Here is a 24,690-nt window from a genome sequence, read left to right on the forward strand (position 1 = left end):
GCTCGACCATCGTCACCTCGAACCTGCCCTTCGAGGACTGGACCTCGGTCCTGGGATCGGAAAGGCTGACCGGCGCGCTGCTCGACCGGCTCACCCACCACGTCAGCATCCTCGCCATGAACGGCGATAGCTACCGTCTCAAGCAATCCGCCGGCCGCCGGCGCCCCACCGCCGCGGCGGAGCAAAACCAGGCCACCACAGAGCGCGTCGATCCCGACACCGGCGAGATAACCGGAGGCTGATCAGAAACGAACGCGACGATATGCAAAGGGCCCCGATCGGGGCCCTTTGCATATCGTCCTCCGGCGCCGCCACTGGCCTGCTTTTACTCCGCCCCGATGGCCTGGAATCCGACCGCCGTTGACATGCGCGGCATCGCGCTGAAGCAGAGATCCGACCCGAAGGCGGCCGGGCACCTCGCCGAATGGCTGCGCAAGCTTCGCCACGACCATGCCGACCGCATCCTGCCGGTGACCGATCAGATCTCGGTCGAATGGGGCCGCATCGCCGCGATCCGCCCGCGCGGTGACATCGATGGCCTGATCGCCGCCACGGCGATCGTGCACGACCTGATCCTCGTCACCCGCAATGTCGCGGACTTCGAGGATACCGGCGCGTCGGTCGTCAACCCCTGGGAGACCGCGAGCTGATGCAGGTGATCGCCGAGCATCGCCAGACCGCGCGAGCGCCCCTACTCCTTCGGCATGAGGCCGCGTTCGATAAAGTGCCCATACATCTGTGGGTACGGCATCGAGGCCGCGATCGCAGGGTCCATCTGCTTCAGGACCACGGGCTCGCTTTGCGGGCCGGGCCAGAGTTGGATCCGATAGTGGTCATCGTCCAGCTCGCTGTCCCCGTCCTCAATTTCCCTCAAGCCGCCGTAGGAAACGCGGACCCGATAGGTGCCGGGCGCGAGCTCGAAGCGCTTCGCCTCCTTGAACTCGGAGGCCCCGTCGCTTCCGAGGCGCAAACCGTCGGCGCCGACGTGGATCGCAGCTTCGACAACATGCTCCCAGCCGTCAAAGCCCTCGGGTGGCGCGCGCTCGGAGATCTCGACGGTGAAGGGGACGTCCCATTCCCGCACCGTGAAGATCGTCAGGGCGCCGTCGCGAGAGCCGAGCATGCGCAGGCTTTCGGCAGGGGTCAGCTCGGCCGGCAACGTGCGCGCTTCGGGCGCTTCGCCCACGAGGTAGACGAGAGAGAACTCGGCGTCGAACACCAAATCATATCGGCGCGTGTCCATGTTGGGTCACTCCCGCAAGCGGATTGTATCGTCTCGGCCCGCCACCACTACCAGTTGCGCGCCACGGAGGTAAATTGATGACCGCGGACCCAGGCGGCGAAGACAACCGGATCGACGCAGGTGCCCCCTCCCCTCTCCCGGCTGTTTCGGACACAGCGTCGTCGTCCGTGCTGCCGGCTCATCTCGAGAAGCTCGCCGACCGCGCCCGCGACTATGTCGATGCTGCGAGCTCGGCAAACACCCGCAAGGCCTACGGTTCCGATTGGCGGCACTTCTCGGGGTGGTGCCGGCGCCAAGGGCTTGAGGTGTTCCCGCCCTCCCCTCAGGTTGTCGGCCTCTACATCACCGCCTGCGCCTCCGGCGCCGCCACGGCCGACCGCAAGCCGAACGCCGTCTCGACGATCGAACGGCGATTGTCGGCCCTGGCGTGGAACTACACGCAGCGCGGCACGCCGCTCGACCGGAGCGATCGGCACATCGCGACCGTGCTCGCGGGCATCCGCAACACTCATGCGGCCCCGCCCCGCCAGAAGGAGGCGGTCCTGCCTGAGAACGTCATCGCGATGCTGGAGACGCTCGATCGCGCGTCGCTACGGGGGTTACGCGACCGCGCCATGCTGTTGCTGGGTTTCGCCGGTGGCCTGCGCCGATCCGAGGTCGTCTGCCTCGACCTCCATCGCGACGACACGGAGGATGGTGGCGGATGGATCGAGATCCTCAAGAAGGGCATGATCGTCACGCTGCGCGGCAAGAACGGTTGGCGCGAGGTCGAGATCGGTCGCGGCTCGTCGGACGCGACCTGCCCCGTGGTGGCACTCGAAACCTGGCTGAAGCTGGCGAAGATTGGCCACGGCCCCCTCTTTCGGCGCGTGACCGGAAAGGGCAAGAACGTCGGCCCGGACAGGCTGACCGACAAGCAGGTGGCTCGCCTGGTTAAGCGGACCGCGCTCGCCGCCGGGGTCAGGGGCGATCTTACCGAGGGCGAGCGAGAGCAGAAATTCGCCGGCCATTCGCTGCGCGCCGGTCTCGCCTCCTCGGCCGAGGTCGACGAGCGCTACGTCCAGAAGCAGCTCGGCCATGCCAGCGCGGAAATGACTCGTCGCTACCAACGGCGCCGCGATCGCTTCCGGGTCAATCTGACCAAGGCCGCGGGGCTATAGTCCCCTCCCCCGTGTCCCAATCGATACTCAGCGCCAGGACAATTGATCCTTGGGAAGCCGACCGCTCGGGTCGATGACGTTCACCTGGTGCGGCAGATCCGGGCCCCACTCCCAAAGCACGAGGTTGAGGTCGTTCGCTTCTGCGCCCGGCGCGAAGCTTGGGACGCATATGCCGGCGAAACCCTGCGCCTTAAGCCGGTCATGGACCGACCACGATGCCGGACGATCGCCGTCGGCAAGAGCCGTGGCCCAGGCGCAAGCCATCTCATCGAGCTCGATCGAATACGCCGCCCTCCCCTGCTCCGTCGTCAGATCGGCGACATCCTCACAGTCAATCTCGTAGGAGCACAGCACGCACGGGTCGACCCGGTGCGCAAAGCCCTGATTGGCTTCCTTGATTGCCGTCATGATGCTCAAGCCGAGATAGAGCGCAGGAACGCCTTTCGGATTGAAACGCGCGCCTCTGATCGCGGCTCCGTCTCCCGATATCGGTTTGAAAGCCCAACGAGGATCGTGTGCCCGATAGCAGGTCGCGACGAACCTCACGCAAATCCGCCAAGAGCCATGTGATCGAGATAATCCCGAACAGCCGCGGCCTTACCCTCCTTGACCAGCGCTTCGGCGGTCCGCCCGCCAAACGCCGGCAGGGGCTGCGCACGATACCAGGCCATGGCCTGCTCCTTGCCGCCGGCCCATTCCGAGACGCGGCTGATGATTTCCAGCATTTCACGGAGCCGCCCCTGGGCCTTCCGCGCGCCGCTACGCTCAGCCCGATAAAGCGTCTCCCGCGCAAGGCCAGCAGTTTCGGCAAGCTGGGTCTTGGACATGCCGAATCCGTCGGCGAGCTGATTGATTGCAATCCGGCCTGCTCGATCCATAAACGACAGGACCAACGGTTCGGTCTGCAGCGGGATCTTTGCCACGTGGGACATCGTCGCCACCTTATGCCATATCCAGATACATATTCCTACGGCGAAACATATGACGTCAGCCAGTCGAATTCAACCCCGTCCAAGTGCTTGGCCGCCCTTCGAGATAGTGCCAACGACGTGGCGAGAATCCCTGCCGAGCCTGACGTCATTCGGCAGCATGCTTGAAATCGATCTCTGCGTTGAGATCTTCGCAGCTAGGTGCGACCTCAGCCGCCTCGACAGTTGCGATCTCCGTCTCGCTCAGTTCTACGGTTCGCTTGGCGCTCTTCCGGCCCTGCATCGGTAGCGTATCTTCGAAGCGCGTGTGCTGGCGACCATCGAGCTCGACAGCGCCGATGTTGGCGCAGGACCGGACTCTCAGGCGCAGGGGAATGTTGTTGCCCGGGCCGAGCTGGTTCATCAGCCAGCCGACGCAGTAGGCGTCCTCGCAAGGCGGGTGCTCGTGACAGGCCATGACATGGCCGGTGTCGCTCAGCGAATCCGGCTCGGCGATCGTCTTGACGAGCGCTCGATGCAAATCCTCGCTATAGCCGTCAGGGATGTCATGAGGGTTCGTCGACACCTTCCAAGGGCACTTCGCGCACTGGCGTACGCGTTTCAATCTCCAGGTCACCCCTTGATATCTCCGTGAAAATCACCGAAGCAGCGGCAAGATCGTCGCCGCGGCAATTACCACGACGATCGCGCTCCGGATGAGGATCCCGTTGATGCGAGCCATCGAGGCTTCCGCGTTTTCAGGCGTGCGCATGACAATCGCCTCCCTGTGGATGCCAGCTTCCCGCAAGACACAGGTCCGGACAATCGCCATCTTGCTTCCTGGCGCAGTTGACCCGGAGCTGTTGCCGGTCGGCAACGAGAGCGATGTCCCCGAGCAGCGTCGCGCTCATCTCGCGCCATCGACGAGCCGATAGCCGCGCCGGGTTTTTCTGACCAGCCAGTCGTCCAGCGCTTCGGCTGCCTCGAGAACATCGCCATAGAGATCCAACCGGCGGCGACTGGTTCGACCCCAGCGCCCCCATTCCCGCACGAGCGCCGCGTCCCCGAACAGCGTCGGCTCGATCGAGAGCACGTAAAAGCGCGCCATGTTGTGCTCCGGCTCGGTTCGATCCAGCACGAGCATCTGCAGGCGGGCCGGTGTCGTTTCAAGAGCGCTGTCCATGCGCGCATGTCACGCTCACGCATGGGCCCGGTCCAACACAAAGATTGAATCGATCTCGCGACAACGATTCACGCGCTTGATGGAACGCGCCACTCTAAGCACGCTGCTTCACGCGCTTGCGACTGCCGATCAGCGCCATCAGCATCGGCCCGAGCGAGAACTCGCCGGCCTCGGCCTTGCGTGTCAGCCCGCGCAAATAGCCGCCGGCACTGGTGATCGCCTCGCCCCGCTGAAGAATGGCCGCCACGACGACGGCCGCTTCGCCTTCGCCCATCACGGACTGCGCATCGAACCAGGCGCTGGGACTGATCCCTAGCATCGGCCGAACCACAGCGACCGCCGCCTGGAAGTCGCGCCAGTTGCTGATCCCGCCGCGGCTGTAGTCGATGATGTCGGGACAGGCGTCGAGAACCAGCCCCAAGGGATACGTTCGAACCGGCATCCGCTCCGGCTCAGGATCGATCACGACAATCGCCCCCGGGCTCTCTGGAGAGCAAGGTTCAAGATCAGTAAGGGGATCTGGTTTTGAATTCTGTATGTGACGCTCAGAATGAGACTCATTGCCGCTCGGATTCTGAGTTTTAATGTGATTTTCCAGCAGGTTGAGGATCTCGTCGGCGAGGAGCGACAGCTCGGTGGCAATTCCCTCGAGGATGGCGAGCGGCGCAGAGCGCGGAATCCGGCCGGCAATGCCCCGGTAGATCTCATGGAGCTCGGTCCAATCGGCCGGCCCCTGGCCATTCCGGCGCGTCGGAACGCCCTCGTAAATGCCGGTCGCGATCATCTTGATGATATCCCGCCGGCAGATCGTAATCCGCTCGCGGGCGAGCTTGAGAGCGCGCTCCTCGGCCAGGACCTCTTCCGCCAGCGCCTCGAATTCCTCGGCGCGGACGACGAGCGGAGCCAGGTCGAAGCCGAAGGCGAGCTCGATCTCCCCTGCCCGGTCCTTACGAGCGTACCGCTTCCCGTTCGGGCTATCGCGCCGAATAATCAGGCCGCAGTCGACAAGGACTGCGAGGTGGCGCCGCAGCGTCGCCGGCGGCATGCCGTGTGCGCGCAGGCAAAGCTGCTGGTTGGATGGAAACACGACCAGGCCCTCGCCCGTCAGAACCGTCTCCGGATGGAATGTCAGTAGTGCGTTCAGCACGGCCAATGCGCGCTCGGTCACGCCTAGCCGGTTCTTGGCTGTGCAGATCGCCCGAAAGATATTCCACTTATGGACCGCCTTTTCCGGCAGCCGTTCCTTGGCGTCCGCCTGGCTTGCTACATGGGCGAGCGTCAGCATTCGCCGCCCAAAGGGCGTCGTTACGACATGAGTTCGCATTCTCTTTCACCTATCGTTAGGCAAAAGAAATCCGCTCGCCGAAGGCGCTGAAAGTGCATCAGCACTTGACGGTGATTCGGGGAAATGCGATTCTCTAGTCGTCACACCAAGAGAAGGGCTTCCGGAACACCGTTTCGGGGGCCTTTTTCTTTTGCGGGCTAACCCTTTCCTTCACCATTGCGCTGCTGGAACTCGCCGTAGAGCCGCTCGAGGTTCTCGGCGATAAATCGGCCGAACTGGACGCTGTCCTTCGCTTTGAAGGCAACAGAAAACGCGCGTCCCGTATCGGTGATCTCGGCGGCAACACCCTGATCTCGGGCCTGCCATTTCTCCTTCGCAGGCTTTGCCGGCGTGCCGCGTCGTTGGCGCGACTTGGATTTCATCTCCGCCTGCGCGCGCTCGAAGCGAAGCTCGGACGACAGGTCACTGAAGCCTGGCTCTGCAACGAGAGACAGCGCGGCCGCACGGCCATCCGGGCTTTCAACGAGCTGCGCAAATTCGAGCCAACGGTCACGCCCAATGGTCTTGCTCGGACCTATCGCAACCGCCAACTCCTCCGGCACACGGCTTGAAACCGAGAGCATGCGCGTGAGCATAGGGGCATCGACAGACAGGGCCGATTGTATCGTCGGCCGTTCGTAACCTTGATCGAGCAAACGCTGCGCGAAGAAAGCGCGCTCGATAAACGAGAGATTTTCACGCGCGGAGTTCTCTTGCCCCTGCGCGATGACATGCTCATCATTCGTGATCGTGCGGACAACCGCTTTGACCTTGCGACCGAGCTCCCGGGCTGCGCGAGCGCGACGATGGCCAAAGACAATTTGATAGCGGCCTTGTCCAACCGGGTGAGGGCGCACCAATATCGGAGTGTCTTGACCGCGCCCGCGGATCGCCTCGACAAGCTCGTCGAACGCCGCATCATCTTCCATTCGGTCCGCTACGAAGGAGTTATCGATCAGATCGGGATCGATCTCGATGACGGACTCGCCCTCGACAATCTGGTCGGCACGGGCAGCCTTTTCAGCAAGCTCCCCGATCGATGCCAATATGTTTCGGGTGGCACCTTGTGCAGTGTAGCCTCGCGGCGCCGGGCGGTCGCTTTCACGCCCGTCGGCCTCCTTGATGTTCCGGAAGATATCGCGGCGAGCCATAACGGAAGTCCCACATCCCTATAAAGCGTTGATCCTACGTGCAAAACTTCAGTTCTGTACGGCTGACAATTCCATTCTCACGGCGTTCTGCCCCAAGCGCCGAGAACAAGTTCCGCCACCTCGCCATTTACAGCATCAAGCGATTCCCGAGCCCGGTCGTAGGTCGCCGAAACGAATTTCGTCCGCTCAACCTCGTAGAGCGACTGCTTGGTCAGCCCGGCATCCGAGATCGCGGTCGATTTCACCATCGGATTCTTCATCATCTGCCGCGCGAACATCGACTGCATCAGACCGACCATCTCCTGCTGCGGCACATCGCCGGGCTCATAGCGGGTCACGAGATAGCGAAACCAGTCGAGAGAAACCGTCGCCCCCGCCGTTTCGATGCTCTTGAGAATCTCGCCGAGCATCAGGAGGAACTGGCTCATCGACATGACGTCGAGCATCTGTGGATGCACCGTGATCAAAACCGCTGTAGCAGCCGCGAGCGCTGTCAAGGTCAGGTAGCCAAGCTGGGGAGGGCAGTCGATGATCACTACATCGTAGTCGTTATCGACCTCGCGAAGCGCCGCGCCGATGCGCGTGTAAAAGGATTTGCCCGCAGAGGGGTCTTTCGCATGCATGGCGACGGGCGTCTCGTACTCGAATTCCTGGAGCTCGAGATTTGCGGGAACGATGTCCAGCCCCGGAAAGTTCGTGGCCCGCCGAACCTCTGTTATCGACAGCCGTTTCTCGTCGTAGCGCAGGGCATCGTAAAATGAGGGGTTCCCGTCGAGCTCCGGCTGAATGCCGAACAACGCTGTCAGCGAGGCTTGAGGGTCCAGGTCGACTGCGAGGACGCGAAAGCCACGCAGAGCGAGATACTCCGACAAATGCACGGCAGTTGTCGTCTTACCTGACCCCCCTTTGAAATTGACCACCGACACAACCTGGAGCTTCTCGCCGGGGCGGCGACGGGGCGAACGGTCGAGGAGGTCCCGCAGCTCGTTCATCTGCTCTGCGGTGTAGTAGCGTCGGCCAGTCGGCGTGACGAACGGCTCGGAGCCCTTGCCCTGCAAATGAAGCTTCTTAATGTAGCTCTGCGAGACACCAACAAAATCGGCGGCTTCCGCAAGACTGAAGCGACGCAACGTCTTTTGGGCATCTGGTGGAAAGCTCTCCATGCGCAACATGTCGAGCCGCCGCGAAATCTCACGGCTTTGCTGCAAGATGGTATCAGAGAAGCCGAACTCCGGCATCTGAACGGGCAGAGTCGCGCTCATCAGGCTCTCGCGGACTAGAAACGATAAATTCCCAATTTTTGGAAATTATCGGGAATATCCCGCGATTCTAAGCGCCCGGCAAGGGAATTTGGGTTAATGAAAGGTTAATGTCGATAGCGTCCGATCGGCTCGTTAGCCGTGGAAGCGGCCATTTCTTGTTTTAGAACAACAAGATACGTTACCAGTAGGATGCATTGCTATCGATGGAGCGCTAACACTTTTATCAGGCCCATGGCCTCGTGCAGGCCTCGGCGACTAGAGGGATTGCCAATCCACCAAGCCGACTCACCGACCTCTCTCGAGAATCGCACTACCGCGAATTCCTGAACTGGGACGTCACGGCCCGCAACGGTCACGAGAGCGATGCCTCCGACGACCGCCCCATCCGACCGACATCCTGGTGCTCTCGGGATGGAACAAGGTCGTCGGTTCGGTCCAACTGTTGCCGGCGACCAGCTCTACGCTGCTCGGCGCCCTGTTCCCCGTGATCGGCAACTCAGGCTTGTTGAAGCCGCACGCGACCATCGTCGAGAGCTCGCGCTTCTGCGTCGACACCTCCCATGAGATCGGGAGGGCAGGGGAGGTGTTGCATAACGCGACCTGGACGATGTTCGCCGCGATCATCAAGTCGTCGATGTCCGGGCTATTCCGTGCTCGTCAAAACAACGGATCTGCGCATCGAGTGAATCCTGCGCCGCGCCGGCTGGCCGATAACACGGATCCGAGAGCCCAAGGCGGTCGGAACACGACGGCTGTCGTCGGCCTTTTGCCGACGGACCTCACAAGCCTCGAGCGCGTTCGCCCGGTCGGCTATCCCTCGATGATCGGCACGATCGCGCGGGCGGCCTGACGAGTCGTCGTGACGTTGACGCAATTGCGATCCCATCCGCACCTGATCGGGAATTACAGGAGGCTCCCGAAGACCAGCTCTACGTCGTGGCAGAGGATGCGACGGTCGCCGAGATTATGCTCAACCTGACGGCAGGTTTCTCATCGAACGGCTCGGCCGCGGCATGACGCCAACCGGCGAGATGTCGCCGGCCACGACCGAGATCGTCATCTGCAGCGCCGGAGTCGGCTGGCAACAGGAGAAAATCACCAACCAGAGGGGAGGGTGAGCGCGATGTTGAAAGCTCCCACCTCCGTCCAGCCGGCCCGCGCCGCCACGCCCCTTCTCGCCGCCGCCCTTCTTTCGGATGCCAGACATTCGGTTCGGACGGCGTCACCAGCAGCAGCGCACCAGCTGAATTGCCGGCGTCAGCCGCCCCGGCCGTGGCTGGCGACCTCGTACCGCGGCTGGTCGAGCAGATCGGACGGGGCACAGCCACGATCGTGTTGAAGCCGGATAGCTCGACCCTTGGTAGCGCGCTGGAAACCTCGCTCAGAACCTGGGGCTATGCCGTGACAAGCGATCAGGATGCGAAGAAGTACGCCAGGGCGATCGGGCTTGCCTATGTCCTCGCGCCGGTGGACGAGCAGGTACTAGCCGGCTGTCGACGCGAACTGTCGAGATCGGCCGCATCTACATGACGACAGGCGCCGGCGCGGCTCCGGCAAGCCTGGTCTCAATTATGAAGTGCGGGTGAGGGGAGGGGCCGTGGTTCAGTCTGCGAACCTCGGCGGGGCGCCGGGCGGGGCCTGGCACAGGGCGGGAGGTCCGTCACCTCAGCCGTCTGCCGATCATCATCGCGATCTTTCTCGTGGTGCTCTTCTACGGCCTGAGCTCGCACGGTGTGATCTTCCAGAATGCTCAGGATGGCAGCGGTTTGGGCGGCTCGCCCCCTCGACCTTGAGCGGTCAGCTCAAGCGCGTCGTCACCGACGGTATCATCGGCGATCCGACGCAGCAGACAGTCGTCGCCCCACCTCCAAGCGAATCGCGGAAGGAGCAGTAGGATACTTTTAGTCAACTAACAAACCGGCGAAGAACCTCAGCGAACGGCTCGACGTTGCAGATCGGCGGCATGGCCGGTATGGACGCCGAGGGCTATGGCGGCTTCAACAACAGGGTCGATAACCGCTATCTGAAGACCTTCGGTTCGGCGATCATGGGCACCTGCATGGACATGGCCATCCCGAGGAACTCGAGCGAGTCCAACCAAGCGATCGCCTCGATGCCGCCCGGCGGAATTTCGCCGAGACTTTAGGACGCGTGGCCGACGATCAGCAAGAACCTTGACGTCCAGCTGGTGCTCGAGATCAGGCCTAAGACCGGGCTCCGAGCAGCTGCGTTATCGCTCGCAGCAAGCGAAAAATAATCGTTGCCGCTATTGCGTCCGTGATGGGAACTGGATGCGACAGTAGCGAGATTGGGTGAAATGGCACAATCCGACGGGGTTTCAACTATCGGCTTTCTCGGGCTCGGATCGCTGGGTGCCCCCATCGCGACGAGGCTGGCGATGGCCAGACCGGTCGTAGCGTTCGACCCCGATCCTACGCGGTTCGATGGTCTTCCGGCGAGTATCGAGCGGGCCAAGTCGCCAAGCGCGGTCGGCGACAGCGCCGACATCGTATTCGCGTGTCTTGCCGCGGAGAGGCATCACCATGACGCCTTACTGGGTCCTGTGGGCCTGTTACACGGCAAGCGGCGGAGGCTATACGTCCACTTGGGGACGAGCGGGTCCCCATTCGTCGCGTGGCTGGCGGAGGTGTTGGTCAAGAATGGCATCGAGACCTTGGATGCGCCTGTTACGGGCGGCCCACCGAAAGCGCGCTCGGGAGAGTTGACCTCGGTCGTCTCGGGCAAGCCGGCACATCTCGCCGACGTGCGAGAGGCGCTCGGCCTCTACAGCAACAAGGTTGTCGTGGTCGATGAGGCACCCGGCCGGGCGCAGACATTGAAGCTCGTCAACAACGCGATCGCCCTGGTCAACCTTGTGGCGGCCTGCGAGGCCATGGTCGTCGGCGCCAGAGCCGGGCTGCCCGCCGGGGCGATGCTGGAGGTGATCAACAGCGGGAGCGGCCGTAACAGCGCGACGTGCGATAAGGTCCCCACCCACATCCTCCGGGGCACCTTCGACTTCGGTGCGAGCTTAGACGTCGTGATCAAGGATTTGGAACTCTTTCTGGCTGAGCCGGCCGCAGTCAGCAGCGCCCTGATCGAGACGTGCCGCAGCGCCCTGGAAGCCTACAGACGAGCCAAGTCTGAGGGGGTCGAAATCGACGACCTAACGGCCGTCGTGCGCCCGATGGAGCGCCGGGCTGGCATCGAGCTGCGCGCATAAGGCTCAGGCCAGCATCAGGACCTCGCCCATCCCCCAGCCGCTGGCGTTCTCGCGGTAGATCGACAGGAAAGTTGAGATCAGGAGCGCATCCAGGGCCGGGTCCATGTCATAAGCGCGTATCGCATACAGTGTCCTTTCCAAGGCGGCGTCCGGGATGCGCGAGGCGGTCAGCCTCTCCGCCGCGACGTCCTCGTAGACGCTGCCCAGCGGAAGGATGGCCGACGCCAGACCGCGCGAGACAAGCTGCTTGATCGCCGTAAGTGAATGGACCTCGTAGGCGACATTCAGCGAGAGCCCGGCGGCGGAGGCGCTGTCCTCAACCATGCGGCGAACGACATCGTCGCGATCAGGCATTGCAAATCGGCCGCTGAGCGCATCGCGCAACGAGACGGACTTCTCGGATCGGGTCGCGTCACTAGGCGCACGTATGAGGAAGAGGGAATCCTTCAGGAGCGGCGAGCACCGATAAGACCCGCTTATCTCCGGCTTGAAAGCGAAGGCGAGGTCCACTTTGCCATTGGGCAGCCCCGCCACCATCACATGGCTGAGGCCCTCGGCGAGCTGGAGGTTCACGTTTAAGGGAGAGCGTGCGATTGCCTGGATCAGGTCGGCTCCCATCAGCATCGTCATACTCGGGGTGAGGCCGACCGTCACGGTTCTCCGGACCGCATTATCCCGGAAGACGGCGAGAGCGCTCCGTATTTCTCTTCGGCCGTCGAGCGTCCGCCGAGTCCAGTCCAGAAAGATCCTACCGGCATCCGTGGGGGCCACGCCGCGGCTCGTCCGGCTGAGCAAGGGACAGCCCATCTCGTCCTCCAGCTGGCGAATCTGCAGTCCCAGAGCCGTCTGGGCCACATTGAGCGTAGACGCGGCCTGCGTGATGCTGCCGAGCTCGCACACGCGTTCAAAGCATTCAAGTTGGCGGAACCTCATGTCGATTTCCCTTCCCGGGCGGAGCGTTCGGAGCCGGGGGTCCTGCGCCACGTTCAGGCGATGGCATATCGCGGGTAGAAATGGCGAGCGATTTTTTTGCTGACTGCGAGGGTGAAACAGTCTTTGTGACGAATGAAGCGATGCTGCACATTCCGGAGAAGAGGATGGCTGACGCGGCCTCTTAGCGCCAGGAATGAGATTTTCCGCTAGTGCGGCCGCACATCTCAGACCGGAAGGAGAATAGTGCAGATGAGCGTAGCGCTCGCTTCTGACGCTGGCGCGGCTGAGCCGTCGCACCGTGGGATTCTAGAAGACGTCCTTGACGACCTGGTCGTGTCGAACCGGATACTTGCCCGCGAAGGCGTCCTTGATGGCTTCGGCCACGTAAGCGCCCGGCATCCATCCGAGCCGGGCCGATATTTCATCTCCCGCTCGCGCAGCCCGGCGCTCGTCGAGCGAGCCGATTTGGTGGAACTCGACCTAGACGACCGCCCGGTCCGCGACACTGGCGCAAAACTCTATGCAGAGCGCGTGATCCACGGCGCCATATATCGGGCGCGGCCAGACGTGATGTCCGTTTGTCACCATCACGCTCCAGCGGTCGTCGCATTCTGCATAGCCGGCCTCGACATCGTGCCGGTCTGCCATCTTGGTGCGGTGATCGGACAGCGGGTGCCAGTCTGGGACAGCCGGGACGATTTCGGCGACACTGACTTGCTGGTGCGGACGGTCGACCAGGCCGAGTCGCTTGCGGCTGCGCTCGCCGACAACTGGGTGGTGACGATGCGTCGCCACGGTGCGACCGTAGTCGGCCGCTCGGTTCGTGAATTGACATTCCGAGCGGTCCACCTGCGGCTCAACGCCGAGCTTCAGTTTCGGGCGTCCACGATCGCGCCTTTGTCCCCTCTGACGAGCGGGGAGATCGAGCTCTCCAGTCGAGTTAACCTGTCAGAGGACGTCATTGGGCGAATCTGGGAGTACTGGTCGGCTGACATCTGACGTCGCTCCACGAACAACCAAGCAAAACACCGAGGGAGGAAGAAAATGCAGTTCATGAACAGACTGCGCGGGCGGTGCCTGTCGTTGGGCCTGGCCATCTGCGCCATGGGCGTGGGCACGCTGCGCGCCGAGGAGATCGTCGTCAGCAATTATGGTGTTTCCGCCAGCGGCATGCCGTTCGCGGTCGCTATGGAAAAGGGCTTCTTCGACGGCAATGTGACGGGGATCCTATCCTCTCAGGGAGGTGGCACGACCGTGCGCAACCTGCTGGCCGGCGACATCGCCTATGCCGAGGTAAGCCCGATCGCCGTAGCAACCGCGATCAGGCAAGGGGCTGCGCTTAAGATCATCAGCAACAACGTCCAGACCGTTTCCGAATTCGGCTGGATGGTGAAGAAGGACTCGCCGATCAAGTCGGTCGCCGATCTGAAGGGCCGCAAGCTGGGTTATTCCAGCCCGCGCTCGGTCAGCCAGGCCTTGGCCATGCTGATCGTCGAGAAGGCCGGGCTTAAGCCATCCGACGTGGAACTGGTCATGACCGGAGGGCTCGGCGAAGCCCTCGTTGCATTGGATCTGGGCGCAATTGACGTCGCGCCCGCGACCGAACCGCTGCTGTCCAAATATCGCGAGAAGTACCGGATCATCGCGACCGCGGACAAGCTGTTCCCTTCGATGAGCAACGTCGTCGGCGTGACGACGCAGGCCGCGGCTGGAAAGCGCGGAGACTTTTTGCGCGCGATTGTGGCCGGCCGGGCAAAGGCCGTCGCCTTCATGAACGAACACCCCGAGGAGGCCGCGGCGATCGTGGCGAAAGTCTACAAGCTGGAGCAGCCGATCGCCCTTCAGGCGGTCAGGCACCTGGTCGAGGCCAAGGACGGGCTTCCCTACTGGAGCACGGGCAAGTTCGATCTCGCTGGGCTCAAGGAGATGTGGCGAGCCCAGATCCTGGTCGGCGCCACCGATGGCGACATCGACTGGAGCAAGATGATCGACGAGAGCTTCCTTCCCGAAGGTGAGCGCGTCCTAAAATGAATGCCATGACGATTGCCGCGCCTGTCCACGTCGGGCTGCGAGGGGTAACACGCGTATTCGAAACCAACGCGAGGACCAAAGTCGAGGCCTTAGGGCCGGTCGACTTGGATCTCCGTAAGGGCGAATTCTTCGCTGTGGTTGGCCCCTCGGGCTGTGGCAAGTCGACCCTGTTCGACATCGTCGCCGGACTTTCCCCGGCGACGAAGGGCCAAGCCATCTTCGAAGGGAGCCGTCTCGATGGGCGGGCCGTTCCCGAAGGTGTTGGTGTGGTCTTCCAGGAGGATGCGTCGTTTGCTTGGCTGAACGTCGCGGACAACGTTGCCTTCGGCATCCGGCGGGCGGGCCTCGGCGAGGCAGAGATCAAACGCAGGGTTGACGACACGTTGACTCTTATGGGCCTACGCGATTTCGCGGCAGCCTATCCCGCGCAACTCTCCGGCGGCATGCGTCAGAGGGTCTGCATAGCGCGGACGCTCGTGCAGCGCCCCCGGCTCATCTTACTAGATGAGCCATTCGGGGCGCTCGACCAGCAGACGCGGCTCATCATGGGCGAGGAACTCCTTAAGCTCTGGCGGGAGACCGGCGCCACGGTGCTGCTCATCACCCACGCCCTTGACGAGGCCGCCATGCTCGCCGATCGCGTAGGCGTCATGTCCGCCCGCCCGGGCAGGATCATCGACGTCGTTGAGACGCCCTGGGGCCGCGACCGCGACAGTCGCGTGGTCTCCGATCCGCGCTTCGGCGAGATCACAGCGCGCCTCTGGATGCGATTGCGCGGAGAATCGATGGCAGCGCTCTCCCACAAGGCAGGCTGACATGAAGCCCGCGACAACCGTGCGGCTCGGATTGATTACCGCGATCGTCCTGGCTTTGGAGATCCTGACCCGTATTGGCGTGATCGCCCGCTTCGTTGCGCCGCCCCCAAGCGAGATGATGGTGGGCTTGTGGCGCCTGCTGCTCTCCGGACGCGTCCATTTGGCGATCACCCAGACGCTGAGCAAGATCGCGATTGCATGCTCCCTGGCGATTGTTGTCGGCATCCTGATGGGAGTTGCAATCCAGCGCTTCCGCGGCTTGGCCGACGCGATGTCGCCATTCTTCACCGCGTACTATGCGGTGCCGGTCTACGCGTTCTACCCGATGATGATCGCCATCTTCGGAATCGGCGAAGCCCCCCAGATCGTCATCGGCTTCATGCTGGCTGTCGTTGCGGTAGTGGTAAATACGATCAATGCGCTGGACCGCATTCCGCGCGTCCTCCGTAAGACGGCAGCGGTCTACGGGATGCGCCCGCTGGAAGCCGCCAGGCGGATCTATCTGCCCCATGCCGGCCCGTATCTGGCAACTGGTGTGAAGTTGGCGGTCTCCTACTCCTTTATCGGCGTGATCGGCGCCGAGTTTATCATGTCGAGGATCGGTATCGGGCACGAGATCGTCTTCGCCTACAACAACTTCGAGAACGAGATCATGTATCCGTTGATCCTGTTCGTCCTACTCGTGGCCGGAGCCGTCAACGGGCTCTTCTACGCTTGGGAGAAGCGCCTCTTGAGCCGCAGGAGCCGTTCGTGATGACGAGCGCCAGAAATAGCCTTCTCGTAATCGTCGGCCTACTCCTGCTCTGGCAACTTGCCTATTGGGCGATCGGCGACCTGGCACTCCGCCCCCCGCTCGAAACCGTCGTCAAGGCGGGAGCGCTAATCGCGTCGGAAGGTTTCTTGTCTCACCTGGCGGAGACGCTTCGGGCTTTCGCGCTCGCACTTGCGATCGCCGTGGTCGTCGGCGTCGCGTTGGGCTTCTCCCTGGGCATGAATCGCCTCGCTGGCGAGGTGGGCGAGCCGCTGCTTGTGTCGTTCTATTCGCTGCCGAAGATCACCCTCTATCCGATCGTCCTGCTGATCTTCGGGATCGGAATGCCTTCCAAGGTCGCATTCGGCGCGATCCATGGCATTATGCCGATCGCGATCTTCACGCTCGGCGCGTTGCGCAATCTTCCCCCAGTGCTCGGCCGCACATCGAGGGCGCTTCGCCTTACACGATGGCAGAGCGCCTGGGCCCTCCTATTCCCCGCAGCACGTCCCGAGATATTCACGGGACTCAGGCTGGGATTTTCATTAACGCTCATCGGCACGCTGCTCGGCGAGATGTTTGCATCGCAGCGCGGGATCGGGTTCCTGCTGATGCAGGCCATCGGTCTGCACGACACGGATCTGATCATGGTGCTGACGCTCCTAATCGTCAGCTTCGCGATCACGGCCAGCATGGCATTGCTGGCGATCGACAAGCAATTGCGGCACGGCTCGTCATGATGGTGCAGTCGCTGGCCGACGCACACCTGGCTCAACGTCGAGCTTGAGCTCCGGGTTTCCAAATTTGCGCCGCTGTCCCCTAACGAGCGGTACGATGGAGCTTTCCGGCGAAAACATTACTGATCGGACGCCGTGATTGATCAGATCTGGGAGTACTACCGTGATGCTTCGCGCCTGCGCGCTCGCGACAGAATTAGCCCGCCCCTCGCAGGGCAGACATTATCAACTGCGCGGGATAGGTCGGTTCGGTATCGGTGCGAGTTGTGAAGCCGACGGGACCAAGCGTATCATCGCTTTCGACAGGGAGCGTCGCGAGAATCCCTCTTCGCACATCCTGAGCGATGACGCCTTCTGAAATGACCCAGACCGCTGTGGTGCTGAGGAGATAAATTCGGGCGAAGGCGTCCGAAACTGTCTCTATCTGGGTACCGGTCATCTGAACCGAATGGGCGAGGAAATAGCGCTCAACAACCGGATGAATGACGGAGCCTGGGGGTGGAATAAGCAGTTGGTAGCGACTGATTTCGGACAGTTCCAGCTGTCGTTGCGCGAGCAGGGGATGGTCGGGGCGAACGGCAAGCACGATCCGCTCGGAATAAAGGTGCTCAAACGCCAAGCCCTTCATCGCTTCGGGAGATGTCATTCGCCCGACGACCAGGTCGACATCGCCCAAACGCAGTTGCGCTATCAGAACATCATTGGAACCGGTAACGACGCGCAGCCTTAAGTCCGGAAATCGGCTTGTAAGATCTGCGAGTGCTCCGGGCAGGACATTCGCAGAAACCGTTGGTAATGCCCCAATCGTGAAAGTGGCGCGCCGGCTCTCAGAATCCTGCGCTACCATTCGCATCCCCTGCTTGAGAGCGGTCACACTAGACGTGGCGTATCGCAGAAAGATTTCGCCTAGAGGCGTCAGCACCATGGAGCGCCGATTGGGCTCAAACAGGCTGGCGTTCAAGCTGTTTTCCAACTCGTGAATAGTCTTTGAAACTGCGGGCTGGCTGAGTCCGAGGGACGCTGCTGCCTTGCCCGCACTTTTGTGCCTCGCCACCTCGATGAAACAAGAGAGATGGCGAAGCTTGATCGTCCTGTCCCACTGAAGGTCGCGATTTTGGCTCATACGATAACCTGCAGGTTATTTTCAACGTCGATAATGCCATTTAACATAATCAATTGATTGGTCCATGCTGTTGATCTCCAATTGGCTGGACGATTTTCCATGGCTTTCACGCGTATCGACGGCGAGCTGGTGCATTGGCGCGAAAGCGGTCCGCGCGAGGCGGCGGCCGTGGTGCTGGTCAATTCCCTCGGCACAGATTTCCGGATCTGGGACGAGGTAGCGGCCGCGCTGGCCCGTGAATGGCGCGTCGTCGTCTACGACAAGCGCGGCCACGGCCTGTCCGAGGTGCCAGCGGGTCCCTATGCCATAGCCGACTTCACCGATGACCTCGTCGCCCTTGCCGACCATATCGGCCTCTGGCGTTTCGCCCTGGTAGGGCTTTCGATCGGCGGGCTGATCGGGCAGGATCTGGCGGTGCGCGCACCGGAGCGCCTCTCGGCGCTGGTTTTGGCCGACACCGCTCCCAAGGTCGGTACGGCCGACAGCTGGAATGCGCGGATCGACGCCGTCCGCGCCGGCGGCATAGCGGCCATTGCCGATCACGTGATGGAGCGCTGGTTCACGCCGGCCTTTCGGGCCGAGCGGCCGGACGACCTCACCGGCTGGCGCAACGCGCTGCTGCGGCAACCGGCCGACGGCTATATATCGACCTGCGAGGCACTGGCCCAAGCCGATTTCACGACCGCCATCGGCAACATCGGCGTGCCGACGCTGGCAGTTGCTGGCGATGGCGACCAGTCGACGCCGCCCGATCTGGTGCGGGCGATGGCAGAGCGCATCCCGAATGCGCGCTTTGCGCTAATTGACGGCTGCGGGCACATTCCGCCGGTCGAGCAGCCGGAGCGGCTGCTGGCGCTGGTGACGGAACATCTGGAGAAGCACGGACGTGGCTGACGCACAGGACCGATATACCCAGGGCATGGCGACCCGCCGTTCCGTGCTCGGCGAGCGCTATGTCGATGCGGCCGTCGCCAACACCGATCTCTTCACCGCCGATTTCCAGCAGCTCATCACCGAGAGCGCCTGGGGCACGGTCTGGTCGCGCGACACCATCAGCAAGCGCGAGCGCTCGATGCTGACCATCGCCCTGCTCGCCGCGCTCGGCCATCACGACGAGGTCGCGATGCACGTCCGGGCGACGCGCAACACCGGCGCGAGCATGGAGGACATCAAGGAAGCGCTGTTGCATGTGGCGATCTATGCCGGCGTGCCGGCGGCCAACCATGCCTTCAAGATCGCTAGGGCAGCCTATGCCGAGATGAAGGACGGCAAGGCGGGCTGAATCCGACGACCCCGTCGCGGTCGCTCGCGCTGAGGGCGGGAGCGGCGGGGATTGAGCCAGATCAAGACCAGGCGGGCCGATCTCGTCGCAAGCTGGCAGCCCGTTCGACGAGAGACGCTACAGGGAGGGAGGCGCTGCCATGCGCAATGAAAATTCGAGCCATCAGGGCGGCTCGTTCTATCAGCGTGACCGAAGCTGGCATCCGCCGGCCTTCACGCCGAACTACAAGACCTCGGTGCTGCGTTCGCCGCAGAAGGCCTTATTGTCTCTCGGCAATACGATCTCGGAGATGACCGGCCCGGTCTTCGGCCACGACATGCTGGGGCCGCTCGATAACGACCTGATCCTGAACTACTCCCAGACGGGCGAGCCGATCGGCCCGCGCATCATCGTGCACGGCCAGGTGCTGGACGAGGATGCGCGGCCCGTGCGCGGCGCGCTGGTCGAGTTCTGGCAGGCCAATGCCGGCGGCCGCTATCGCCACAAGAAGGAAACCTACCTCGCCGCCATCGATCCGAATTTCGGCGGTTGCGGGCGCACCATCACCGATGACGAGGGCCGCTACTGGTTCCGCACCATCAAGCCCGGCCCCTATCCCTGGCCGAACGGCGTCAACGACTGGCGCCCGGCGCATATCCATTTCTCGGTCTTCGGCCACGCCTTCGCGCAGCGGCTGATCACCCAGATGTATTTCGAGGGCGATCCGATGATCTGGCAGTGCCCGATCGTGATGGGCATCCCTAGCCGCGAGGCGGTGGAGCGGCTGGTCGCGGCGCTCGACCGCGAGGCGACGCTGCCGATGGACACGATGGTCTACAAGTTCGACATCGTCCTGCGCGGTCGCCGCTCGACCCTGTTCGAGAACCGGATGGAGGGCAACTGATGGTCCAATCGCTCCGCCGCCTCAGGGAAAGCCCGTCGCAGACGGCCGGTCCCTATGTCCATATCGGCGCCACGCCGAACTTCTCCGGCATCGGGGGCGTCTACCCGCACGATCTCGGCTCGCAGCCGCTGGCGCCGGAGGTGAAGGGCGAGCGCATCGCCGTCACCGGCCGCATCTTCGACGGCTCGGGCACGCCGATCAAGGACGCGCTGATCGAGATCTGGCAGGCCGATGCCCAGGGCCTCTATCCCGGCCAGGGCGAGCGCCGTGGCGAGGCCGATCCGCATTTCCCCGGCTGGTTCCGCCAGCCCGTCGACGGCACGACCGGCGTCTATCGCTTCGAGACGGTGAAGCCCGGCATCGTGCCCTATTTCGACGGCCGGCCGATGGCGCCGCACATCACCGTCTGGATCGTGGCGCGCGGCATCAATATCGGCCTGCACACGCGGCTCTATTTCGGCGACGAGGAAGCGGCCAACGCCGCCGACCCGATCCTCGCCCGCATCGAGCACCGCGTGCGCGTCCCGACGCTGATCGCGACCCGCAGCGAGGACGAGGCGGGCATGCCGGTCTACACTTTCGACATCCGCCTGCAGGGCGAAGGCGAAACGGTTTTCTTCGACATCTGAAGACGGCATATCGCAGCCGGTATGCGATCCGACAGGAAGCAGAGTAGCGACGACATGAGTGAAGCCTTCATCTGTGCCTATCTCCGCACGTCGATCGGCCGGTTCGGCGGCTCGCTCTCGGCCGTGCGGCCCGACGATCTCGGCGCCGTGCCGCTGAAGGCGCTGATCGAGCGGCACACGGGCGTCGATTTCGACGCCGTCGACGACGTCATCTTCGGCTGCGCCAATCAGGCGGGCGAGGACAACCGCAACGTCGCGCGCATGTCGCTGCTGCTGGCCGGCCTGCCGAAGGAGGTGCCGGGCACGACGATCAACCGGCTGTGTGGCTCGGGCATGGACGCCGTCATCGCGGCCGCCCGCGCGATCCGAGCCGGCGAGGCCGAACTGATGATCGCCGGCGGCGTCGAGAGCATGTCGCGGGCGCCGTTCGTGCTGCCCAAGGCCGAGAGCGCCTTCTCGCGCCACGCCGAGATCCACGACACCACCATCGGCTGGCGCTTCATCAACCCGCTAATGAAAAAGCAGTACGGCGTCGATTCCATGCCGGAGACCGGCGAGAACGTCGCTGCCGATTGCCAGATCAATCGCGCCGATCAAGACGTCTTCGCCCTGCGCTCGCAGCAGAAGGCAGTCGCCGCTCAGGGCAACGGCCGGCTGGCGAAGGAGATCGTGCCGGTCGCGATCCCGCAGCGGAAAGGCGACCCGGTCGTCGTCGAGATCGACGAGCATCCGCGCGGCGACACCACGCTGGAGAAGCTGGCGAAGCTGCCGACGCCGTTCAAGAAGGAAGGCGGCACCGTCACCGCCGGCAATGCCTCGGGCGTCAACGACGGCGCGGCGGCGCTGATCCTCGCGTCCGAGAAGGCGGCGGCGAAATATGGGCTGACCCCGCTGGCGCGGGTCCTCGGCGGCGCTGCGGCCGGCGTCGCGCCCCGTGTGATGGGTCTCGGCCCGATCCCGGCGACCCGCAAGCTCTGCGAGCGTCTCGGCCTGAAGCCGACGGATTTCGATATCGTCGAGCTCAACGAGGCCTTCGCCTCGCAGGGAATCGCGGTGTTGCGCGATCTCGGCATTCGGGAGGATGCGGATTTCGTGAACCCGAATGGCGGCGCCATCGCGCTTGGGCACCCGCTCGGCATGTCCGGCGCCCGCATCGCCGGCACGGCTGCGCTCGAATTGTCGCTGACCGGCAAGAGACGCGCGCTCGCCACCATGTGCATCGGCGTAGGGCAGGGCATCGCGATTGCGCTGGAACGGGTCTGACAGGACAGGGCGATCTGCTCTAGGATCGGCCGACCACAAAGACGAGGGATTGGATGGCGAACAAGATCTATGACAGCTCGAAGGCGGCGCTCGATGGCCTGCTCTTCGACGGCATGACGATCATGTCCGGCGGCTTCGGCCTGTCCGGCAACCCCGAGAGCCTGATCCCCGAGATCCGCGATTCCGGCGTCAAGGATCTGACCGTCATCTCGAACAATGCCGGTGCGGACGGATTCGGGCTTTGGATGCTGCTCGAGACGCGGCAGATCAAGAAGATGATCGCGTCCTATGTCGGCGAGAACAAGCTGTTCGAGCAGCAATATCTCTCCGGCGAGCTGGAGCTGGAGCTCAACCCGCAAGGCACGCTGGCCGAGCGCATCCGCGCGGGCGGCGCCGGCATCCCGGCCTTCTACACCAAGACCGGCGTCGGCACCGTCGTCGCCGAGGGCAAGCCGGTCGAGGAGTTCGAGGGCGCGCTCTATGTCCGCGAGACCTGGCTCAAGGCCGATCTCGCCATCGTCAAGGCCTGGAAGGCCGACACGGCCGGCAACCTCGTCTATCGGAAGACGGCGCGGAACTTCAATCCTAACATGGCGACCGCCGGCAAGGTGACGGTGGCCGAGGTCGAGGAGATCGTCCCGGTTGGCTCGCTCGATCCGGAGGCGATCCACACCCCCGGCATCTATGTCGACCGCGTCATCAAAAGCACGATCAACGAGAAGCGCATCGAGAAGCTGACCGAGCGCAAGAGGGAGGCAGCCTGATGGCCTGGACCCGCGAAGAGATCGCCGCCCGCGCCGCCAAGGAATTGCAGGACGGGTTCTACGTCAATCTCGGCATCGGCATCCCGACGCTGGTGGCGAATTACATCCCCGAGGGCGTGAACGTCACGCTGCAATCGGAGAACGGCCTGCTCGGCATCGGTCCCTTCCCCTACGAGGGCGAGGCCGACCCGGACCTGATCAATGCCGGCAAGCAGACCATCACCACCCTGCCGAGCTCGAGCTTCTTCTCCTCGGCCGACTCCTTCGCGATGATCCGTGGCGGCCATATCGATCTCACCATCCTCGGCGCCATGGAAGTAGCTGCGAATGGCGACATCGCCAACTGGACCATCCCCGGCAAGATGGTGAAGGGCATGGGCGGCGCGATGGACCTCGTCGCCGGCGTCAAGAAGGTCATCGTCGTGATGGAGCACGCCAACAAGGCGGGCGAATCCAAGGTGCTGGAGCGCTGCTCGCTGCCGCTGACCGGCGCGGGCGTCGTCGACATGATCATCACCGATCTCTGCGTGATGACCTGCGACAAGGCCAATGGCGGTGGCTTGACCCTGATCGAGCTCGCGCCCGGCGTCAGCCTCGACGAGGTCAGGGCCAAGACCGGCGCGCCATTCGCGGTAGCTACGGCACTCACCGAGAAGGCTGCGTGAGCCATCTGCTCAGAAGCCGGCCGGCGACGACCAACGCAATGCTGGCCGTCTTCGACGATGCAGCGACCATGCGGCATGCACTGGCGTTTGAGGCTGCGCTCGCCCGCGCCGAAGCGGCCGAAGGGCTGATCGGCGCCGACGCGGCCGATGCGATTGCGAAGCTCTGCGCCACGATCGTCATCGATCCTGCCGAACTCGCCGAGGAAGCGGCGCTCGCCGGCACGCTCGCGATCCCGCTGGTGGCGCGGCTGCGTGCGGCCCTGCCCGAAGCGCCGGCCAGGGCTCTGCACAACGGTGCGACCAGCCAGGATGTCGCCGACACAGTGCTATCCTGCCAGATCCGAGCGGCATCGACCCTGTTCGACAGCGATCTCCGACGCGTCGCCACGGCGCTGGCCGCGCTGGCGCAACGCCATGCCGCGACCCCGTCCATAGGCCGCACCCTGCTGCAGGATGCACTGCCGATCGGCTTCGGCCTGCGCATCGCGCAATGGCGGGCCGGAATCGCGGATGCGGCGGAGCGCTTGCGACGCGAAGGCGAAGATGCGGCCAGGTTGCAATTCGGCGGCGGCGCCGGCACCCGCGCGGGGCTCGGCGGAAAGGGCGGCGCCGTGGCGGCCCGCCTCGCCGCGGCGCTCGATCTGCCGGACGCCGCGCCTTGGCACGCCCGCCGCGGCGGCATCGCTGGCACCGCCACGGCGCTGGCTATCGTCGTCGGCGCGCTCGGCAAGATGGCGCGCGATGTCTCGCTGCTCGCCCAGAACGGAATCGGCGAGGCGTGTGAGCCCGCCATCCCCGGCCGCGGCGGCTCCTCCGCCATGGCACACAAACGCAACCCGACCGGCTGCCAGATCGCCCTTTCCGCCGCTTTGCGCGCGCCCGGCCTTGTCGCCGGCATTCTCGCCGGCCTCCCGGCCGAGCAGGAACGCGGGCTCGGCGGCTGGCAGGCGGAAGGCCCGGCCGTGGCCGAGCTCTTCTTGCTCGCCGCCGGCGCGGCCGAAGCGATGGCGACCGTCGCGGAAGGGCTGGAGATCGACGAGGCGGCAATCGCCCGCAACCTCGCGGCGGCAGGTGTCGGCACGGATATCGGCGAGAGCGCGGCGCTGGTTGAGTTGCTGAAGATACAAAGACGATGAGTTGCCGAGAGGGATAATGGCCGGGGCGACAGCGTGAAGTTCGCCAAAGCTGTTAGGCTTGCAAGCATGACTTCGTTGCATGTGGTCGTCGCCGACAGCCCTTGTTCCGGCAGGCGCCAAAGCTAAACGATTCTCAGTTCTCCAATAAGTCGATGACAGGATCGCTCCGAAGACCTCGGATCACAAGTGTACGGCCAGCATGCCGTCACCTAACTCTGTGCGAA

Annotated in this window: 29 protein-coding genes and 3 pseudogenes; 21 read left to right on the forward strand and 11 right to left on the reverse strand. The window is 63.6% G+C overall.

Annotated elements, in window-relative coordinates; genetic code table 11:
• Positions 1 to 242, forward strand: a 242-nt coding sequence (locus AX750_RS09510) for an ATP-binding protein (RefSeq protein ID WP_197426602.1), incomplete at its 5' end; no start/stop codon positions are given.
• A 123-nt stretch (positions 243 to 365) separates the two neighbouring features.
• A pseudogene (locus AX750_RS09515) lies at positions 366 to 650 on the forward strand (PIN domain-containing protein); the annotation flags it as partial.
• A gap of 41 nt (positions 651 to 691) precedes the next feature.
• On the opposite strand, the gene AX750_RS09520 reads toward AX750_RS09515, so the two are convergent.
• Positions 692 to 1,243 carry a hypothetical protein gene (locus AX750_RS09520; protein ID WP_066720397.1) on the reverse strand — a complete coding sequence of 184 codons (552 nt, stop codon included), beginning with the start codon at positions 1,241 to 1,243 and terminating at the stop codon, positions 692 to 694.
• A 77-nt stretch (positions 1,244 to 1,320) separates the two neighbouring features.
• Here AX750_RS09520 and AX750_RS09525 point away from each other — a divergent pair, with 77 nt between their 5' ends.
• The gene (locus AX750_RS09525) at positions 1,321 to 2,403 is read left to right on the forward strand and encodes a tyrosine-type recombinase/integrase (protein WP_137883177.1); all 1,083 of its coding nucleotides are present in this window, start codon (positions 1,321 to 1,323) and stop codon (positions 2,401 to 2,403) included.
• A 27-nt stretch (positions 2,404 to 2,430) separates the two neighbouring features.
• Here AX750_RS09525 and AX750_RS09530 read toward each other — a convergent pair whose 3' ends face one another.
• The 8 genes from AX750_RS09530 to repA form a co-directional block, all read right to left on the reverse strand.
• Positions 2,431 to 2,949: an RES family NAD+ phosphorylase gene (locus AX750_RS09530; protein WP_066720400.1), complete on the reverse strand. Its 519-nt coding sequence runs from the start codon at positions 2,947 to 2,949 to the stop codon at positions 2,431 to 2,433.
• Positions 2,946 to 3,335: an MbcA/ParS/Xre antitoxin family protein gene (locus AX750_RS09535; RefSeq protein WP_066720402.1), complete on the reverse strand. Its 390-nt coding sequence runs from the start codon at positions 3,333 to 3,335 to the stop codon at positions 2,946 to 2,948. Before AX750_RS09535 ends, AX750_RS09530 begins: the two co-directional genes overlap by 4 nt.
• 145 nt (positions 3,336 to 3,480) lie before the next feature.
• Complete coding sequence (locus tag AX750_RS09540) at positions 3,481 to 3,936, reverse strand: DUF6283 family protein (protein WP_156446529.1); 456 nt, start codon at positions 3,934 to 3,936, stop codon at positions 3,481 to 3,483.
• A 33-nt stretch (positions 3,937 to 3,969) separates the two neighbouring features.
• Positions 3,970 to 4,143 carry a hypothetical protein gene (locus AX750_RS25955; protein WP_156446530.1) on the reverse strand — a complete coding sequence of 58 codons (174 nt, stop codon included), beginning with the start codon at positions 4,141 to 4,143 and terminating at the stop codon, positions 3,970 to 3,972.
• Positions 4,144 to 4,218: 75 nt separating this feature from the next.
• Complete coding sequence (locus AX750_RS09545) at positions 4,219 to 4,494, reverse strand: WGR domain-containing protein (RefSeq protein WP_245282361.1); 276 nt, start codon at positions 4,492 to 4,494, stop codon at positions 4,219 to 4,221.
• Positions 4,495 to 4,588: 94 nt separating this feature from the next.
• Positions 4,589 to 5,818, reverse strand: a complete 1,230-nt coding sequence (gene repC, locus AX750_RS09550) for a plasmid replication protein RepC (protein WP_066720406.1) — start codon at positions 5,816 to 5,818, stop codon at positions 4,589 to 4,591.
• Between the two features lie 158 nt (positions 5,819 to 5,976).
• On the reverse strand, positions 5,977 to 6,969 hold the full coding sequence (repB, locus tag AX750_RS09555) for a plasmid partitioning protein RepB (RefSeq protein ID WP_066720409.1): 993 nt from the start codon (positions 6,967 to 6,969) through the stop codon (positions 5,977 to 5,979).
• Positions 6,970 to 7,046: 77 nt separating this feature from the next.
• Entirely contained in the window at positions 7,047 to 8,231 is a 1,185-nt protein-coding gene (gene repA, locus AX750_RS09560) for a plasmid partitioning protein RepA (protein ID WP_066720411.1), read from the reverse strand.
• A 394-nt stretch (positions 8,232 to 8,625) separates the two neighbouring features.
• On the opposite strand from repA, the gene AX750_RS09565 reads away from it, so the two are divergent.
• From AX750_RS09565 to AX750_RS09575, 5 genes and pseudogenes are all read left to right on the forward strand, one after another.
• The gene (locus AX750_RS09565) at positions 8,626 to 9,081 is read left to right on the forward strand and encodes an acyl-homoserine-lactone synthase (RefSeq protein WP_280939899.1); all 456 of its coding nucleotides are present in this window, start codon (positions 8,626 to 8,628) and stop codon (positions 9,079 to 9,081) included.
• A 15-nt stretch (positions 9,082 to 9,096) separates the two neighbouring features.
• Positions 9,097 to 9,292 (forward strand): annotated as a pseudogene (locus AX750_RS27145) (conjugal transfer protein TrbB); the annotation flags it as partial.
• Positions 9,293 to 9,503: 211 nt separating this feature from the next.
• Positions 9,504 to 9,761 carry a hypothetical protein gene (locus AX750_RS25475; RefSeq protein WP_245282362.1) on the forward strand — a complete coding sequence of 86 codons (258 nt, stop codon included), beginning with the start codon at positions 9,504 to 9,506 and terminating at the stop codon, positions 9,759 to 9,761.
• A gap of 397 nt (positions 9,762 to 10,158) precedes the next feature.
• Positions 10,159 to 10,488 (forward strand): annotated as a pseudogene (locus AX750_RS25480) (TrbI/VirB10 family protein); the annotation flags it as partial.
• A gap of 60 nt (positions 10,489 to 10,548) precedes the next feature.
• On the forward strand, positions 10,549 to 11,454 hold the full coding sequence (locus tag AX750_RS09575) for an NAD(P)-dependent oxidoreductase (RefSeq protein WP_066720422.1): 906 nt from the start codon (positions 10,549 to 10,551) through the stop codon (positions 11,452 to 11,454).
• A 3-nt stretch (positions 11,455 to 11,457) separates the two neighbouring features.
• Here AX750_RS09575 and AX750_RS09580 read toward each other — a convergent pair whose 3' ends face one another.
• Positions 11,458 to 12,387: a LysR family transcriptional regulator gene (locus tag AX750_RS09580; RefSeq protein ID WP_066720425.1), complete on the reverse strand. Its 930-nt coding sequence runs from the start codon at positions 12,385 to 12,387 to the stop codon at positions 11,458 to 11,460.
• Positions 12,388 to 12,636: 249 nt separating this feature from the next.
• On the opposite strand from AX750_RS09580, the gene AX750_RS09585 reads away from it, so the two are divergent.
• Genes AX750_RS09585 through AX750_RS09605 form a run of 5 tightly spaced genes read left to right on the forward strand, consistent with a single transcriptional unit; the run spans position 12,637 to position 16,724 of the window.
• Positions 12,637 to 13,386: a class II aldolase/adducin family protein gene (locus AX750_RS09585; protein ID WP_066720428.1), complete on the forward strand. Its 750-nt coding sequence runs from the start codon at positions 12,637 to 12,639 to the stop codon at positions 13,384 to 13,386.
• A gap of 45 nt (positions 13,387 to 13,431) precedes the next feature.
• Entirely contained in the window at positions 13,432 to 14,418 is a 987-nt protein-coding gene (locus tag AX750_RS09590) for an ABC transporter substrate-binding protein (RefSeq protein WP_066720430.1), read from the forward strand.
• A complete protein-coding gene (locus tag AX750_RS09595) occupies positions 14,415 to 15,233 on the forward strand; it encodes an ABC transporter ATP-binding protein (protein ID WP_066720434.1) in 819 nt (272 codons plus the stop codon). The genes AX750_RS09590 and AX750_RS09595 overlap by 4 nt, the downstream gene beginning before the upstream one ends.
• Before the next feature lies 1 nt (position 15,234).
• Complete coding sequence (locus AX750_RS09600) at positions 15,235 to 15,987, forward strand: ABC transporter permease subunit (RefSeq protein ID WP_066720436.1); 753 nt, start codon at positions 15,235 to 15,237, stop codon at positions 15,985 to 15,987.
• Positions 15,987 to 16,724, forward strand: a complete 738-nt coding sequence (locus AX750_RS09605; RefSeq protein WP_066720438.1) for an ABC transporter permease subunit — start codon at positions 15,987 to 15,989, stop codon at positions 16,722 to 16,724. The genes AX750_RS09600 and AX750_RS09605 overlap by 1 nt, the downstream gene beginning before the upstream one ends.
• A 193-nt stretch (positions 16,725 to 16,917) precedes the next feature.
• On the opposite strand, the gene pcaQ is transcribed toward AX750_RS09605, so the two are convergent.
• Positions 16,918 to 17,844, reverse strand: coding sequence for a pca operon transcription factor PcaQ (gene pcaQ, locus AX750_RS09610; RefSeq protein ID WP_066720440.1), 927 nt, complete (start codon positions 17,842 to 17,844; stop codon positions 16,918 to 16,920).
• 99 nt (positions 17,845 to 17,943) lie between these two features.
• On the opposite strand from pcaQ, the gene pcaD reads away from it, so the two are divergent.
• From pcaD to AX750_RS09650, 8 genes are all read left to right on the forward strand, one after another.
• Complete coding sequence (pcaD, locus tag AX750_RS09615) at positions 17,944 to 18,738, forward strand: 3-oxoadipate enol-lactonase (protein WP_066720442.1); 795 nt, start codon at positions 17,944 to 17,946, stop codon at positions 18,736 to 18,738.
• The gene (pcaC, locus tag AX750_RS09620) at positions 18,731 to 19,126 is read left to right on the forward strand and encodes a 4-carboxymuconolactone decarboxylase (RefSeq protein WP_082734920.1); all 396 of its coding nucleotides are present in this window, start codon (positions 18,731 to 18,733) and stop codon (positions 19,124 to 19,126) included. Before pcaD ends, pcaC begins: the two co-directional genes overlap by 8 nt.
• A gap of 139 nt (positions 19,127 to 19,265) precedes the next feature.
• Positions 19,266 to 20,009 carry a protocatechuate 3,4-dioxygenase subunit beta gene (gene pcaH / locus AX750_RS09625; protein WP_066720449.1) on the forward strand — a complete coding sequence of 248 codons (744 nt, stop codon included), beginning with the start codon at positions 19,266 to 19,268 and terminating at the stop codon, positions 20,007 to 20,009.
• Positions 20,009 to 20,638, forward strand: coding sequence for a protocatechuate 3,4-dioxygenase subunit alpha (gene pcaG / locus AX750_RS09630; protein ID WP_066720452.1), 630 nt, complete (start codon positions 20,009 to 20,011; stop codon positions 20,636 to 20,638). Before pcaH ends, pcaG begins: the two co-directional genes overlap by 1 nt.
• A 54-nt stretch (positions 20,639 to 20,692) precedes the next feature.
• Positions 20,693 to 21,901, forward strand: coding sequence for a 3-oxoadipyl-CoA thiolase (pcaF, locus tag AX750_RS09635; protein ID WP_066720455.1), 1,209 nt, complete (start codon positions 20,693 to 20,695; stop codon positions 21,899 to 21,901).
• Positions 21,902 to 21,954: 53 nt separating this feature from the next.
• Positions 21,955 to 22,665, forward strand: a complete 711-nt coding sequence (locus AX750_RS09640; protein ID WP_066720458.1) for a CoA transferase subunit A — start codon at positions 21,955 to 21,957, stop codon at positions 22,663 to 22,665.
• Positions 22,665 to 23,330 carry a 3-oxoacid CoA-transferase subunit B gene (locus AX750_RS09645; RefSeq protein WP_066720462.1) on the forward strand — a complete coding sequence of 222 codons (666 nt, stop codon included), beginning with the start codon at positions 22,665 to 22,667 and terminating at the stop codon, positions 23,328 to 23,330. Before AX750_RS09640 ends, AX750_RS09645 begins: the two co-directional genes overlap by 1 nt.
• Positions 23,327 to 24,466, forward strand: a complete 1,140-nt coding sequence (locus AX750_RS09650; RefSeq protein ID WP_066720465.1) for a lyase family protein — start codon at positions 23,327 to 23,329, stop codon at positions 24,464 to 24,466. The genes AX750_RS09645 and AX750_RS09650 overlap by 4 nt, the downstream gene beginning before the upstream one ends.
• Positions 24,467 to 24,690 lie beyond the last annotated feature (224 nt).

Origin of the sequence: Methylobacterium sp. CCH7-A2 (genome assembly GCF_001557075.1) — a bacterium.
Taxonomy (GTDB): domain Bacteria; phylum Pseudomonadota; class Alphaproteobacteria; order Rhizobiales; family Beijerinckiaceae; genus Allobosea; species Allobosea massiliensis.